General features: G+C 63.1%; 13 protein-coding genes and 1 pseudogene. 5 read left to right on the top strand and 9 right to left on the bottom strand.

The features are described 5' to 3' along the window. Positions 1-113 precede the first annotated feature (113 nt). The gene (locus CYD53_RS11485) at positions 114-1,445 is read left to right on the top strand and encodes an NAD(P)/FAD-dependent oxidoreductase (protein WP_103718315.1); all 1,332 of its coding nucleotides are present in this window, start codon (positions 114-116) and stop codon (positions 1,443-1,445) included. Positions 1,446-1,516: 71 nt separating this feature from the next. Here CYD53_RS11485 and CYD53_RS11480 read toward each other — a convergent pair whose 3' ends face one another. From CYD53_RS11480 to CYD53_RS11445, 7 genes are all read right to left on the bottom strand, one after another. Further along, positions 1,517-1,903, bottom strand: coding sequence for a type II toxin-antitoxin system VapC family toxin (locus CYD53_RS11480; protein WP_103718217.1), 387 nt, complete (start codon positions 1,901-1,903; stop codon positions 1,517-1,519). Next, positions 1,903-2,157 (bottom strand): type II toxin-antitoxin system VapB family antitoxin, encoded by a 255-nt coding sequence (locus tag CYD53_RS11475; protein WP_103718216.1) that lies wholly within the window; start codon positions 2,155-2,157, stop codon positions 1,903-1,905. Before CYD53_RS11475 ends, CYD53_RS11480 begins: the two co-directional genes overlap by 1 nt. Positions 2,158-2,321: 164 nt before the next feature. Then, on the bottom strand, positions 2,322-3,413 hold the full coding sequence (locus CYD53_RS11470) for an SGNH/GDSL hydrolase family protein (protein WP_103718215.1): 1,092 nt from the start codon (positions 3,411-3,413) through the stop codon (positions 2,322-2,324). Positions 3,414-4,287: 874 nt separating this feature from the next. After that, entirely contained in the window at positions 4,288-6,372 is a 2,085-nt protein-coding gene (locus CYD53_RS11460) for a S8/S53 family peptidase (protein WP_103718213.1), read from the bottom strand. A 10-nt stretch (positions 6,373-6,382) separates the two neighbouring features. Continuing rightward, positions 6,383-7,651, bottom strand: coding sequence for a trypsin-like serine peptidase (locus CYD53_RS11455; protein WP_181011821.1), 1,269 nt, complete (start codon positions 7,649-7,651; stop codon positions 6,383-6,385). 38 nt (positions 7,652-7,689) lie between these two features. Then, positions 7,690-8,640: a hypothetical protein gene (locus CYD53_RS11450; protein WP_103718211.1), complete on the bottom strand. Its 951-nt coding sequence runs from the start codon at positions 8,638-8,640 to the stop codon at positions 7,690-7,692. Between the two features lie 24 nt (positions 8,641-8,664). Beyond that, positions 8,665-9,435, bottom strand: a complete 771-nt coding sequence (locus tag CYD53_RS11445) for a peptidoglycan-binding protein (RefSeq protein ID WP_181011820.1) — start codon at positions 9,433-9,435, stop codon at positions 8,665-8,667. A 241-nt stretch (positions 9,436-9,676) separates the two neighbouring features. Between CYD53_RS11445 and CYD53_RS11440 the strand changes: the two genes are divergently transcribed. After that, positions 9,677-10,489 (top strand): hypothetical protein, encoded by an 813-nt coding sequence (locus CYD53_RS11440; RefSeq protein ID WP_146055898.1) that lies wholly within the window; start codon positions 9,677-9,679, stop codon positions 10,487-10,489. Positions 10,490-10,634: 145 nt separating this feature from the next. On the opposite strand, the gene CYD53_RS11435 is transcribed toward CYD53_RS11440, so the two are convergent. Then, positions 10,635-10,994, bottom strand: coding sequence for a winged helix-turn-helix transcriptional regulator (locus CYD53_RS11435; protein WP_103718208.1), 360 nt, complete (start codon positions 10,992-10,994; stop codon positions 10,635-10,637). Between the two features lie 157 nt (positions 10,995-11,151). Between CYD53_RS11435 and CYD53_RS11430 the strand changes: the two are divergent. From CYD53_RS11430 to CYD53_RS11420, 3 genes and pseudogenes are all read left to right on the top strand, one after another. Then, a pseudogene (locus CYD53_RS11430) lies at positions 11,152-11,589 on the top strand (DoxX family protein). Between the two features lie 79 nt (positions 11,590-11,668). After that, the gene (locus CYD53_RS11425; RefSeq protein ID WP_103718207.1) at positions 11,669-12,046 is read left to right on the top strand and encodes an MAPEG family protein; all 378 of its coding nucleotides are present in this window, start codon (positions 11,669-11,671) and stop codon (positions 12,044-12,046) included. A gap of 200 nt (positions 12,047-12,246) precedes the next feature. Further along, the gene (locus tag CYD53_RS11420) at positions 12,247-12,735 is read left to right on the top strand and encodes a hypothetical protein (protein WP_103718206.1); all 489 of its coding nucleotides are present in this window, start codon (positions 12,247-12,249) and stop codon (positions 12,733-12,735) included. A 103-nt stretch (positions 12,736-12,838) separates the two neighbouring features. Here CYD53_RS11420 and CYD53_RS11415 read toward each other — a convergent pair whose 3' ends face one another. Then, complete coding sequence (locus CYD53_RS11415; protein ID WP_103718205.1) at positions 12,839-13,750, bottom strand: hypothetical protein; 912 nt, start codon at positions 13,748-13,750, stop codon at positions 12,839-12,841. Positions 13,751-14,092: the final 342 nt, after the last annotated feature.

Raw genomic sequence — 14,092 nt, 5'->3', positions numbered from 1 at the left:
TTCGAGACGCCATTCCCAAGGGAATGGCTCCTCAGGATGAGGGCTGGAGATTCCAGACGGGCCCTGAGCCGCGGCCGCGTCTGGGGCGAATGGAGATGGGTCTGACCGGCGCGATGACGACTGCAACAGGACTGGCCCAGACAGAGCAGGCCGAAACCGGACAGGCCCAGATACAGCAAACCGGGTCACCACAGGTTCAACTACGTCAGGCCGACGTGATCGTGCTCGGGGCCGGCATCATCGGCGTCAGCGCAGCCCTGCATCTGCAGGAGCGCGGCCGCAGCGTCCTGCTGGTCGATCGCGGCGAGCCGGGAAGCGAAACCAGCCATGGCAATGCCGGGCTGATCGAGCGCTCCTCCGTCGTGCCCTATGCCTTCCCGCGCGATCTGGCGACGCTTGCCGCCTTCGCCTCGAACCGCTCCATCGCCGTGCGCTACCGGCCGGCGACGCTCTTGCGGCTGGCGCCGTGGCTGGCGCGCTACTGGTGGAATTCGGCGCCCGACCGGCTCGAGCGGCAGGGCCGCGCCATCCTGCCGCTGATCGAACGCTGCATCGACGAGCACCGGCGCTGGACGGCGGCCGCCGGCACGCAGGCGCTGATGCGCGGCGAGGGTTGGATCGAGCTCTATCGCAGCCCGCGCGCGCTGGGGCAGGCGGTTTCCGCCGCGGCGGGCTTGCACGGCTACGGGCTCGCCTATGACGTGCTGGAGCCTGAGACCCTGCGCGCCCTGGAGCCCGCTTTGCTGCCCGGCACCGTTGCCGGCGCCTTGCACTGGCGCGACCCAGTCACAGTCAGCGATCCCGGCGCGGTGACACGCGCCTATGCCGGGCTGTTCGCCGCGCGTGGCGGCACGCTGGTGAAGGGGGATGCGCTGGCCCTGCAGCAGGATGGCGCAGAATGGCGCCTGCCGACCGCGGCCGGGGACTGGCGGGCAGCGGAGGTCGTCGTCGCGCTCGGGCCCTGGTCGGGCGATCTCTATGAGCGCTTCGGCTATCGCTTCCCGCTCGCTTTCAAGCGCGGCTACCACATGCATTACGCGGCCGTGAACGAGGCTGTGCCGCAGCATCCGCTCTGCGACGCCCAGGCCGGTTTCGTGCTGAGCGCGATGCAGCGCGGCATTCGCCTGACCACCGGCATCGAGCTTGCCGGGCGCGACGAGCCCTCGGATAGCTGGCAGCTCGACCAGGCGGAAACGGTCGCGCGGCGGATCATGCCGCTGGGCCAGCGCCTGGATGCGCAGCCCTGGCGTGGGGCGCGGCCCTGCCTGCCCGACATGCTGCCGGTCATCGGCCCGGCTTCCCGGCATCGCGGCCTCTGGTTCGCCTTCGGCCACGCCCATCACGGCTTCACCCTGGGCCCGGCCACCGGGCGGCTCCTGGCGGAGGCGATGACCGGCATGCCGGCCTTCTGCGATCTCAAGCCCTTCGCGGCCGATCGCTTCTAGGGCAGGGGCGTCCTGCTCGTTTCGACTGCCGCCAGGTCCTGGTCGCGCGGCCTTGGTCGAGGCGTCGTCGCTCAGGCGGCCTGTATATCCGTCCGAGAGAAATCATCGCCCTTGAACAGCAGCGGTTCCTGGGTGGTCGCGGCAAGCGCATAGGAAAAGCAGTCGCCATAATTGAGCCCGGCGGGATGGCGTCCCTTGCCGAAGCGTCGCCAGGCTCTCCGGGCGAGGTCGGCCTGTTCGGCATCGACGGCGACGATGTCGACGCCTGCCTTATGAAGCCAGAGATCCAGTTCGCTGCCGCCGGCCTCGCCAAGCCGGGTTTCGATCACCATGGCGGCCTCCAGGACGGTGGCGGCCGAGATCAGCCGGACCGGATCGTCGGCGATGCGGCTCTCGAAAGCGGCCGCCTCCGGCTCGTTGAAGGCGATGGCGACGATCGCCGAGGCGTCGATCACCATCAGCGCGGCAACCCGTTCTCGTCATAGTCGATGATCGCATCGGCGGTCCGCGAGTCCAGCACGGGCAGGGCGCTCCACCGGCGTCGGCTGGCCGCGAGATCTTCGAGCAGAGAGGCCTTGCGCGGCGCGCCTGCGACCCGACGCAGCCGCTCTTCCAACGCCCGTCGCGTGGCGGTCGTGATGCTCTCGCCGGTGCGCTGCGCCAGGGCGCGGGCGAGCCGCTCGGTTTCCGAATCCTTGATGCTCAAGGCCATCCCGATACATCCTAGCTACCTGATCCGGTATATTCTACCTCGGTCGCGATTCCGCAGCAAGCGCGACGACACTTGCCCTCCACGATACCCGCTTGGCCGGACAATCAGAAACCTGCGAGCGCTACCCCGCCCGCCATCATGTCAGGATTTGAGTGCTGAGTTGCTCACTGGGCGGTGACGAAGCGCGCCACCTCCTCGTCGCTGATCGGTGTCAAAGGCAGATTGAAGGCCTCGCGGAGGCGCGCGACAAGCGATTGTGCCCATAGCGCATTCCAGACGAGGCCGCCGTGATGATCCGCCAGCTCGGCATTGTTGGGCGCGTCCCCGATCGTGTTGGTGACGCGCAGCTTTCCGCCGATGGTGACTGTCTTGAATGCTGGAGTGCCGTCGGGGCCGCGCTTGCCCCAAAGGCCCTCAAACCAGGCTCCGAGATCGAAGAAGGCGATGCGTGCATCGGTGCCGGCCAGCTCACGCAGCTGGGCGTTGAAGTCGTCGAAGGCGGTTTGAATGTTGGCGAAGGCTGCGGCGGAACGACGTTCGCCGACCATCGGCTCATTCACCTCATTATCCGTGCCGACCAACAGGATACGGGTCCTGGGATGAGCGGCATGGATCAAGCGTATGGTGGCAGCGATCTGTTCCACGCAATACGCCGCCGCAGCAAGCACCTCAGGCGCCTTGGGATCGCGCGCCTGCTCATCCATCACTGCCGACCAGTCATTATTGCCGATCCGGATGACGACGATGCCGTTGCGCCAGCGCCCAGGGTCATGGTCCATCAGCTCGACCAGCCGAGGCGCCTGGGGATAACGGTGTAGCGGACCACCCATCAGATTCCTGCAGGTGGCGCCGGAATTTGCGAAATTATAAAGGTAATCCTCCTTCCTCGGCGTCCGGCCGGCGTGCAGCCCGGTCAGATCGCGCAGCCAGGCCATTTGACCAGGCTGTCCCCACCGTATCCACGGCCCAAGATTGAATTCGTTGCCGCGCAGGCGCGCCAACGCTTCGGTCCACTGGAAGGTGCGGGTGCGAAACGCACCCCCGCGGTCGGCTGACCCCGGCGGGAAGCTCAGGCTATCCTGATAGGAATGGCTGCTGGAATCGCCCAGCACCGCCAGTGCGATCGTGGTCGGAGGCGAAGCGTCGGCTGGGGTTGCGCCGTCCCACGCGAGCAAGATGGCCAGACCCGAAGCAGCGAGCCCGGTCATCGCCCCGAGCGCGTACTTCAACCAGATGCGAGCCAGGGCGGCCTTCATCGGCGTGAGCGCTCCCAGGTTCCTCAATTTTGCATGGAGTATTTCCGAACGTCCATATGCGCCCGGTTGCAGTGGGCTCCGAACGCATGCGCCTCGACCGGAGCGACCTCTCTCATATCGGTGCGGTGATCGTCGGCTTCTCCCAGGTGAAGCGACCGGCTGGAGCACCAAGCACCCGGGCGGCCCCGCAGTTGAGGTCGTCAGACGATGCATTTGAGCTCGGTATGGACTCCGCTGGTCTTCAGCCGGATCGTAACATCCTTGCTGCCGTAGTTGCGTCAGAACCAGCGATGAGCGCCATCGCCTTGGGGCCGCCCATCACGGCTTCACCCAGGAGCAGGCCACCGGGCGGCTCCTGGCGGAAGCGATGGCCTGCCTGCCGGCTCCGTGCAATCTCAAGCCCTTCGCGGCCGATCGCTTCTGGGGGAAGGATGCGAAAAACCGGGAACAGGTCTTTCGCACAACGCTCCATGACGCCGGACGGCCGGGGAGGGGCGTCCTGCTCGTCTTGACCGATATCCCGGTCCTGGTCGAATGGTTTGGGTCGAGGCGACGTCGCTCAGGTGGGCTGGATATCCGTCCCGGAGCAATCACGGCCCTTGAATAGCAGCGTTCCCGCGGTGGTCGCAGCGATTGCACGGGAAAAGCAGTCGCCGCATCCATCAAATTCGGATCAGCGACAGCATCCGTTGCCGCACCGATAATAGCCGACCGGGCAAGCCTGGGCTGCCGCCAATGTCGTCATCGACAGCAGCGACAGAACAACGACGACCGCTCTCAGCATGATGACCTCCGTTGGAAATCGAACACCGGAACATTTAGCGCAGCTTCTTGCCGCTCGCCAGAAAAGCGCTGGTTGAGACGGCTTCCTTCCTCAAGGGCATCCCTGCCGCATCGAAGCCCTGTAGAAATCTCTTACGCCATCGGCAAAGCGAACCGTCGTGCCGTCGCAAAGCTCGATGCCTGCGGCTGTGCTGAGCTTGGTGACGGGAACCTTGCGCACTTGGCCGAGCCCTAGCTCGATCTGGCTGTCGGCGTCGTCGTCGCCGTCCCGATCGACGTACAGCGTCCATTCCGCAGCGGGAGCCTGAGCCGTTCGCATGATGCGAAGGACGCGCCCCGGCGGCGATTGGCCGGGCGAAAACATCGTGTTGGGTGCCCACCGCTTGAAGTCGACGGGGCGCCATCCATTGCCGTCCTTGACCCAACTCTTCCGGGGATTGAGGTTGCAGACCGCTGGGTCGATGACACCCGTGGCGATCTTCGCGACATCTCCATTGGCAACCCCGCTCGCATTGTAGTGCGGCAGCGGCCAGGCGCATGTCTGGAGCCTGTATTTGAGCGCGCCGTTATGACCGTAGACGTCGGGATGGCGCCTTATCATGTTGGCGGCGACGCCCGCCACGAAGGCCGCCGATTGCGACGTTCCGAACGCGGCGCCGAAGGTATCCGGCCCCGTCCAGCCGGAAATCGGTTGCCCTCCGGGAGCTGCGACATGGACGAATTTCCAGGAATCCGCGGAATAATTGGCCTTCGGGTAAACTTCGGCCGTCGCCTTCGAGCAATCTGTGCAAGCCGTGACCACGACGACGTTGGGGAGATCGCCCAGATTCTGTGGAAACATATTCGTCCTTGCATCGATGTTGATGACCGGATCTGCCGGTTTGTCGGGCTGCCCCGCGGCAACGACGACGAATGGCCGCTGTATGCCGCCCTTCAGCAGAAGCGTGGTCGCGAGTGGCTCCCGGAAACGGGTATTTCGGACCGGCAAGGTCGGTGCCTTGTCATAAGCGGATGGTCTGTCATTCGCGATCAGGAACACGGCGCCAGGCTGATCGTAAGTATTCTCTTCGATATACTCATGGATCGGCTTTGCATTCGTATTGTCCGGGTCGAAAATATCGAAGGAACGAAGATTGACGTTTGGAGCTATGCCTTCGAAACCAGTGCCTTTCCCCTGCGAAGCGATGATGCCAGCCAGCAGGTTCGCGTGATGAGCTCCCGGGGTGAAGGCCCAATCGCACTTGCTCGGGAGGGGAACGGGTTGCTCACCGTAAGCCGGGTACAAGGAGGGCAAAGGCGAGAGCTTCGTATCGAGAAGGTGCACAAACGGCTTGGGCGCCGCATCGACAATTCCGGTGTAGATCCGCGTCGCTTCGATAGCGTCGGTATCCATGTCCGAGAATGCGGAATATGGCCGCGTCAATGAAAGGAGGTCGGCAGGATCCTTGTAATTCTTGCACAGTTCTCTGACGCTGGATTCGTCAAAATCAGCTGGTATGGCGTTTTGCTTGAACCGGGTCTGACCGGGCACGGTCATGTCGTAGGAGACGTTATTCAGCGGTAATGCAGCGAGTTCCTTGAGGACGGCATCCGCCGGGAACTCGGCTGGAATGGGGATGTTGAGTCGATACAGGACATATTGAACGGTTACTTCCGTCAGGCGCCGATCGTAGAGAATCGCTTTATGATCTTTCCAGTTCTTGACGAAATTCTCAGCCCTGAACGGATCGTTGCTGCGATTTGGGATCGCTCTGCTTGTCTGGCGCTGGACAATGTCGATATCCGGCAGGTAAAAGACGGTGTTGGCCGCCTCTCGCGATTCGATCAGGGGCTGATTGATCCGCCGCAGATTGGCCTGCTCGGTCAGGATCAAGTCTCCCAGCGGCCCGCATGGCGTCGGGTAATTGAAGCGAAGCAAGACCGAACAGATCGTCTCGCCGGGCTCGGCCTTGGCAGGCCTCGTGGCGAGCGCGACGCCTTTCTTCCTGAGGAATTTGAGAATCTCCGCCATGTTCTCGGCGGCAAGGCCGCCGTCCAATTCGACGTTGATGATCTGGGGTGGAAGTTGACTGGCATTGGCCGCCGGCGTCAACGTCTGGGACTGCGCCCAGGCATGGGATTGAAGGATGAACAGCAGGCCTCCTGCAAGGCAGGTTGCTTTGAATGATGGAAGCATGATCCGGCCCTCATCTGAATTCGTTGAAACCTCGAGCTTTTATCTCGCGTCGGATACTGGGATATTGCTTTTCGAGATGCTGCATGATCGCGTTCATGCCGATCGCCTTGTTGACGCGGGGGTCGATCGGCTTGCAGTCGGCGTCCCTGTCGAAACCCGCATGGTGGATTCCGATCAGTTCGCGCGACGTATTGAAAACCGGTCCGCCCGATGAGCCTGGCTCGGTGTCGCAGTTGTGCGAGAAGTTCGGCGTGGCGTTCAAGGCCGGGGCATCCGGGCCGGTCCAGGCCGGAAGCGCTGCATTCTGGATGCGGCAATTCTTGCTGACCAGCTTCGGTTGGCACTGCGCGTGGTGAACGACGTAGACATCGCCTTCGGAAACCGGCGCAGCGTTGATGGTTGCCGGAATCGGAGTTCCCGATATCCCGCCGGGCCCGATGATCGCGCCGACACGCAGGATGGCGTAGTCGAGCCGCCGGTCCTTGGCGACGACGTGCTGGCAGCCGACCTGCTGACTCAGCCCGATGGGCGCATCTTGCGGGTCCGTGCCGACCGCCGCATTCCAGCCCAGGTCGATGATGGCCTGGTTGCACACGGCCTGTGTCCAGTAGTCCGCTTCGATGCCGCCGCTGCCCCCGCAATGCCAGTTCGTCAGGAACAGGCTCGAGGTGATCATCGCCCCGGAGCAGCACCAGGTTGGCGATGCCGGCGCACCGGGGGCGGCTGTCTCGCCGGTGAGCAACATGCCGACGGCGTATCCGGCTCGCCTGGGGCCGACTTCATGGATCTCGCTTAATCGCGCCCAGGCCGGCTGGGCGCCGATGACAGAAAACAGGCGTGTCTCGGCTGAAGCGGAAGGGGTGGCGGTGCCGCGGTTCACTTCAAGATGGATGTCGCCGGGTTCGTTCGTCGCCAGCTCGAGATAGATCTCGTGGAGCGCCGGCAGCCGCCCCGTCCACCTGCTGACGCCGTAGCCGCCGGAGTCGCCTTTGAAATCAGCTGGGGTGATGGTGGCGAGCACGCGAAAGTACTTGTCGCGAATGACGACGAACCCGTCGATGGGTTTGTCTGGCGCGCGCAGGGAGAGCTGCAGGCGAACGCTCTGGACCGTGAAGCTCTGGCCGTGATCGACCCGCGTGCCGCCGGTATTCGGCTTGATCTTCAAGACTGGATTGAAGCTGGCGCCGAACTCGGTCTTCTCGCCCACGCCGCAGGTCAGGGCAAGGGCTTGACTTGCGAACACGGTGAGCAGTGCGATCGTCGCGATGACAAGGTGCATTCCTGCCTCCATCCCTGCCGGGGCGGGCCTGGCTGACGTTATTTGCCGTAAAGCTTGTTGTGATCGATCTTGTCCTGCTCGCTCAAGGCCAAGTCACGGGTCCCGCCGCCGCCGCAATAGTAATGCATCACAGATTTCTTGTCGTATACGTCGGTGATTGCTTTCCAGTTCGCATCTTCGGTAGAGCAGCCGGGAATGCCGACGATGTGCATATGGCGGTATCCCAGGATATGCCCGATTTCGTGCCGCAACACGCCGGTGCGATCGAAGCTTGTTGAGAAGAATTGCGGCCCTATGACCAGAAAATTCCGAAATCGATCCTGCTTCGGAAAGAACGCTGCTGCGATGAAGGAGTTTTGCTCCTTCTCGTACTGAACGATGAAGGTCACTTTGCTCAGGGAAGGCTGATCGTCGAATTCGGACTTGTGTTCGATGCGAAGATCGCAACCTGAGCAGACGCGAACCCATTCCTCCCCGGCAAGCTTCATGCGCTTGACGACGTCGTCGTAACGGATCTGATCCTGAAAGGAGGCCTTCTTCACTGCATATGTCAGATGCCGCTTGCCGCGTTCCCAGAATAGCGGCTGCCCGTGGCTGTCGGTGATGACGAGCAATTCGCCGCTTGGCGGCGCAGGCGTGTTGACCTCGACCCGTTTGCGAAGCTCCTTCAGATGAGCCTCGACCTCTGCGGCGGTCGCGACGACGTCGCCCTCGACGAGATAGTATTCGCGTGTACCGCCATCGTCGTCGGCAACCTCGATCTTTGGAAGCCGGTCCAAGAATGCCCGCAAGGCCGCATCGTCGCCAGGCTTTCGGAGAACGTCGGAATAGGCCTCCGATGGTGGCGGCGCAGCGCCAGTCTGCGTCTGCGCCGAAGCCGGCGTTCCGAAGCCGAGACATCCGAGCAGGAGGAGCGCTGCGGCGAGACGCGACTTGACTACAGTCGGATGCGGGGGCGTTTGCGCGGACGGCTGCTGGAACGGCAACATCACGCTCTCCGTTGCTTGCGTGTTCTATTCGGCCCGGAAGTATGCCGGCTCCGTGATCTCATAGAGGGTGTCTTCGTCCAGCACGCCGGTTTCCTCGAGCCCTCGCGAGCTTTGCAGTTTCTTCAGCGGAGCGGAGATATCGCTGTCGATGAAGGCCCCGGGCTCCGATGAGAGGAAACCGAGAGCCTTCAGCCTGTCGACAACCGCGCTTTGCTCATCGGCGCTGAGTTCGGGACTCTCGAACCCGTTCGTGCGCGGGTTCAGGTATTTCCGCACACGGACGAGCCAGATCCTGGTCTCGGCAAGGCCGTTCGAACCGCCATTGATGGCCTTGCGAACGCTCGCGATATCGTCGCGGTCTGCGAGTGCGCTGATGCTGCGAGCCTTCCAGAAGGCAACGGCCGTTTGAAACGCACCAAGCGGATTTCGGGCCAGTTCCGGCTCCTCCTCCAAGCGCAATTTGAGCTCGGAGCCTCGGCTTCTGAAATTCGCCCGCCCTGTCAGCTGTATCAGGCCCGACCCGCGATAAGTCCAGCCATCGCTGGGGAGATGATTTCCGAGCCGATTGCCGTAGACCCAGTTGGCTATCTTGACGGGCTGATGGGCAAGTTCGGCGGCCTTGTCTTCGCTCACGCGGTTCGGGAAGATTTGCCGTAAACGTAAGGCGGAGTAGTTCAAATTTTCGGACAGAAACCGAAACCCGCCAGTCTCGGTCGCCAACTGGGCAATAAAGTGTTCGGTCCTGTTGGCGCCGACAATACCGGCTTTCTTCGCCAGGTCCCAGTTAGAGATCATAGATTCAACAATATCCGCCCTGGCACGCGGGGATATTCGTGACAATGTCAGGGTACTCACGGCTCTTATATTGGCGTTCCGCGATCTCTCTTCAGACGGCGCCGGGTCTGAGGATATAAGCAGGACCATGGCAGCGAACACACAGCAGGCTGCTTTCACGACTGCCTCCCCATTTGCCTATCGCTATGGTTGTCGGAAGGGTAACCGTGCGTCATCGGGTGTGTCAATTGTGCGATGCAGGATGTACACCAACGTAAGTTCGGTCGATAAACGCTTTCAATGCTGGCGACAGCCTTGTTATGACGTAAATCATGGCTCGATCCAGACGAAGCCGGATAGCGAGGTGCCGATGGAGATTCAACCACGACGTGCTTGGGTCATGATCGGCCTCGCTTGTGCGGCGCTGCTCGGGGGATGCGTGAGCGCAGGCCTCAATTACGACGAACTGCGATCGGGAACATTTTCAGGATCCCTCGTCGTGATCTGGGTGGGTGAAGGTGGCACCTCGGGGGATGGCAGGTTCCTCTATGTTCCCGAGCCCGGCAATCCGCTGACGTTTCGGCGCCGCAATGTCTCGGCCCCAGGGTCGCTCATTCGCCCCGGCATCATGTACACCGACGGCGGCTCCATCCCCAAGATCGCCCAGGCCTTCCGGGGATTTTCTCCCTGGGGATACGCGCCGGCCTATATGGTGCATGATTGGCTCTTCGCGGCCCGGCATTGCCTCAGGGATGGCAGCAACGACGCCAAATATCGGCGCTTGGGCGACGTCACCTTCGATGACTCGGCGAAGATCATCGGAGAAGCGATCCGGACGCTTGTCGAGAGCGGGCGCGTCACGGAAAACGATACGGCGGCCAGCCTGATAACCGCAGCGGTCGGCACCGATGTCGCGCGGAGGCTTTGGGACGTGGACGGGGCCTGCGCCAGCTCGACCGTTCGCGCCGAAGATCTCGCATTGGCGGAGCGCATCGTGCCCGGTTCCACGGGGGTGTCGTTTCGGGAGATCGTGCCCACCAGCCGCGCCAAGATTGTCTCGCGCGTAACGTTCTAGGCCCGACCTCGCAGCTGGCCCACGACAACGCGGCGTTGAGCCCCCGGCAAACTGGGCTTGGCCGAGAACGGCAATGACCCGTCAGCGCGCGTAGCCTGACGGCTGCCTCGAGCGCCCGAGAGGCGGGCAGGGCGCCCGGCTCTCATCAGCGCGGCTTGCGGCCCCGCATTGTAGGCCGCTCCGGCACGGTTTTGCCGTGCTCCTGCCACCAGGCCGTCAACGCCTCGATCGTCGGGCCGAGCCCCGGCGCCTTGGGCGTGATCTCATACTCGACCTTGCGCGGGACTTGCGCGAACACCGTGCGTGAGACCAGCCCGTCGGCTTCGAGTTCGCGCAGTTGCGCCGTCAGCATGTGCTGGGTGATGCCGGGGATCACCTTGCGCAGCTCCCCGAAGCGGTAGGTGCGCTGGTGGAGAAGCCACATGATCTCGAGCTTCCACTTGCCCGAGAGCAGCCCGAAGGCTCGGCGCATCTCGTCCTGCATGGTGAAGTCGGCATTGGCCATGGTCAGGTTTTCCGTACTGAGTGACAGTAATTTATCCTACTTGCAGCGATTAATATTGTCCGCCATTTCGATCGCATCGACGAGCTGCTCGTTGATTTGAACTGCCCATAGCAACGCTTCGATTGGAAAAGGCTGCTTTCGCGGCGGATGAGAACCCATGTCCGCACAATACATCTATTGGGCAAGCACCGCTTTGCTGCTGCTCTTATAAGTCTCGTCCGCGTTCCTTTTCCTGACCAAAGACGCCTGGGTCCGCGAGGCCCTGGCGGGGCTCGGATACCCCACTTCTCTCGTTCCGGTCATGGTCGTCGTGAAGATCCTGGGTCCGATCGCGATCCTCTGGCGTTTACGCCCGCTTCTGAGCGATCTCGCCTGTGCCGGCATGCTCTATCACCTGCTGCTGTCGGGCCTGGCCCATCTTGGCGTGCGCAAGCCATTGGCGGCGGCGCCGGCCGTCGGCTTCGTTCTCCTGGCCGCATCCTTCCTCACCAAGAACGCCGCACGCGAGGCCCCGTCACCCTATGCGCCGGTGCGGTTCGAGCGTTCGGCGACGCAGGGCCACGCGACCGAAAGAGCATCGTCATGGCTCGCCTGAATGGAACGGTCGCTATCATCACCAGCGCGAACATCGACAGCGCGCGCCGACTGCCAGACCGGCCCTTGAGGGACAGCCAATGCGCTTTCCGATCACCGCGACCTTCACCGCGATCTTCGCCCTCGCTTTGGTCGCCCTGTCCATTCCGGTCACGATGCGGCGCGTGAAGGTCGGCGACCCGGTTGGCGACAGCACGGATGCGGTGCTTCGCCGGCGCATCCGGGCGCAGGGCAACTGCATCGAATATGTGTCGCTGGGCGTGATCGGGCTCGGCCTGATCGAAGCTCAGGGAGCACCGGTCTGGTGGGTCCTGTCGATCAGCGGCGTCCTGGCCGGCGGTCGATTGCTCCATGCGGTGGGCATGTGGCGTGGGTCCGCTCCCCTGCGGGGTCTCGGGATCATCCTGACCCACCTGGTATTGATATCGGGGGCCGTCCGTCTGCTTCGCGACCTGTGACGACCTAGAAGGCAGGCACAGGCCGCCAGCCTGGACGGCGCAGCGTCGGGGGCAGGTTCTCCGGCTTCGCTCGATTTTCACGCCGGCCGGGCTTCCTCAACGACGCCGGCGCTCGCCAGACCTGCCCCAGCCAGACTCGCCATAACCCGACTTGCCATAACCCGACTTGCCATGAGCGGTGCGGCTCTGCACCATCGGGCATGCCCCGTCGCGCGACCTTTGCGGCGTTCCGGAAGGACGCTGCCTATTTTGGCCTCCTGGCCGTCGAGACGGCGGCGGCGACGGCGCTGTTCTGGGTGATGTTTCCGTTGTTTCGCCAGATGATCATGCGGATAGGCGAACCGCTGCAGGTGAGCCGCCTGGTCGAGCTGGGAATCGTGCTGGCGACGTTGATCCTGCATTGTGCCTATTGGGCGCGCTATCGCTGGGTCGCGGTGGCGCCGCCGGTCCACAGCCCCTTCCTGGGGCATCTCGTCCAGTTTGCCGGGCGCTCCAGCTTTTTCTTTGGCGGCGCGCTGTTCTCAGTGCTGTTTTTCCGGCACGTGCCGGAGCTCGCCGGGCTGCCCTCGCTCGGCCAGGCCCTAGCCAGAGGCCTCATCGTGCTCTGGGTGCTGTTTGCCCTGTTCTGCTATTCGCTTGAGCTCGACCGGCTTGGCAAAGCCATCGAGGAGCCGCCCAAGCAGGCTTGAAAGGAAGCGGGCTTGGCAAGCAGCGGACCCTGAATCGATGTGACCGGCCGGCGCGCGGGCTGCAGGTTTTCGTGAATTCCTCTCCGTGCCCCTTGGTCTAAACTCAGCGCTTCCGGGTCAGGTAAAGCGGCACGGAGAGGACGAGCTGGATGGAGGTGCTGGTCTTGCCGGTTGTGCCCCGCGACAGCGCTCCAGCCAGCCCCAGGCCGAACAGCTTGTTGTCGGCGGCATCATATTTCTCGAATTCCAGCGTCGCGAAGGCCTGCTGAACCGGCGTGGCGCGAATGACCGTGCCGAGATTGCCGCCGCCAAAGGTGGCGTAGCCTGCCTTTCCCGTCAGCTTCCAGCCGGCCTCCCACTGATGATACGCCCCGACATAGCCGCCATAGAGCGGCTGAAGCTGGCCCGGCCCGGAATTGACGGTGACATAGGTGAGCGCGAGGCCTGCGATGAGGCCGCGGTTTCCCGACTCGTCGAGGGAAAAATCCGCATCGATCCCCCCTGACCAGGTCGTCGTCACGGCCGCCCCGGCGGGAAGATTGACCGGCCGTGAGACTGAGCCGGAGACCGAAAGCTCGGGGAGAAACCGGGTCTGATCGAGGAAGGTATAGTCGAAACCGGTGGTGAAGCTGCCCAGCGCCAGTTGCGACCACGGCGTGGAAGCCGTCTTGGAGCTGGCGAAATCGAAGCCCGCATAGACGCTCAGATCGTCGGTGATGTCGATGGTCAGGGGGGCATCGATGGAGAGCGACTTGCCGGAGCTGCTCGTGATCGAGAAAAACCCGCGACGGCCAATGACGAAGCTGTTTCCCGGCGATCGGGCCAGTGTCGCGGAGGCGTCGATATAGATCACCGGTCCCGTCGCTGACGGCTCGGCCTCAGAGGCGGCTTCCTCCGGGCGAGGCGGCTCTTCGGCGAGGCTGGCCGGGGCGGGAAGGGCGCATGCGAGCGCCATCAGGACCCGGTGGAGCGCCCGGCTGAACGGCGCCGGCCGCCGCGCGCCGCCAGACGGCATGCGCTCTCTGGACGTTCGCTCAGGAGACACGCGTTCCTGGGACATCAGCTCCGCATTCCCTGGTGCCGGCTCAACCCTGCCGCAACTCCCCAGCGGGGCATGCGATGGGGCGCCGGTGCATAAACTTGGACTTACAGACACGGCTAAGCTTGTCGGCGCGGTTCGTATCGACTAACCTTGATCGTTTAGGAGGTATCGGTTAAATCCGCTCGATGCCAGATAATTTTCGTATGTAAAATGGTATGATCGTGCCTCTTTGGAGGTACAATTGGTCTTTTCAGATATATATCTCTGTGTGCTCTCGGATTTCGTTCTATAATATCGCCGGTGATATCGGCGGTA

The organism is Allobosea psychrotolerans, from assembly GCF_002917105.1.
Taxonomy (GTDB): Bacteria; Pseudomonadota; Alphaproteobacteria; order Rhizobiales; family Beijerinckiaceae; genus Allobosea; species Allobosea psychrotolerans.
This window is presented reverse-complemented; position numbering and strand designations above follow the sequence as displayed.

Bases quoted from the DNA above. Each gene is read 5' to 3' on its own strand.
- CYD53_RS11460 (WP_103718213.1), bottom strand. From the start codon at position 6,372: ATGCTTCCATCATTCAAAGCAACCTGCCTTGCAGGAGGCCTGCTGTTC.
- CYD53_RS11420 (WP_103718206.1), top strand. From the start codon at position 12,247: ATGCCCCGTCGCGCGACCTTTGCGGCGTTCCGGAAGGACGCTGCCTAT.
- CYD53_RS11435 (WP_103718208.1), bottom strand. From the start codon at position 10,994: ATGGCCAATGCCGACTTCACCATGCAGGACGAGATGCGCCGAGCCTTC.
- CYD53_RS11470 (WP_103718215.1), bottom strand. From the start codon at position 3,413: ATGAAGGCCGCCCTGGCTCGCATCTGGTTGAAGTACGCGCTCGGGGCG.
- CYD53_RS11480 (WP_103718217.1), bottom strand. From the start codon at position 1,903: ATGGTGATCGACGCCTCGGCGATCGTCGCCATCGCCTTCAACGAGCCG.
- CYD53_RS11445 (WP_181011820.1), bottom strand. From the start codon at position 9,435: ATGATCTCTAACTGGGACCTGGCGAAGAAAGCCGGTATTGTCGGCGCC.
- CYD53_RS11450 (WP_103718211.1), bottom strand. From the start codon at position 8,640: ATGTTGCCGTTCCAGCAGCCGTCCGCGCAAACGCCCCCGCATCCGACT.
- CYD53_RS11475 (WP_103718216.1), bottom strand. From the start codon at position 2,157: ATGGCCTTGAGCATCAAGGATTCGGAAACCGAGCGGCTCGCCCGCGCC.
- CYD53_RS11485 (WP_103718315.1), top strand. From the start codon at position 114: ATGACGACTGCAACAGGACTGGCCCAGACAGAGCAGGCCGAAACCGGA.
- CYD53_RS11425 (WP_103718207.1), top strand. From the start codon at position 11,669: ATGCGCTTTCCGATCACCGCGACCTTCACCGCGATCTTCGCCCTCGCT.
- CYD53_RS11415 (WP_103718205.1), bottom strand. From the start codon at position 13,750: ATGCCGTCTGGCGGCGCGCGGCGGCCGGCGCCGTTCAGCCGGGCGCTC.
- CYD53_RS11440 (WP_146055898.1), top strand. From the start codon at position 9,677: ATGTACACCAACGTAAGTTCGGTCGATAAACGCTTTCAATGCTGGCGA.
- CYD53_RS11455 (WP_181011821.1), bottom strand. From the start codon at position 7,651: ATGCACCTTGTCATCGCGACGATCGCACTGCTCACCGTGTTCGCAAGT.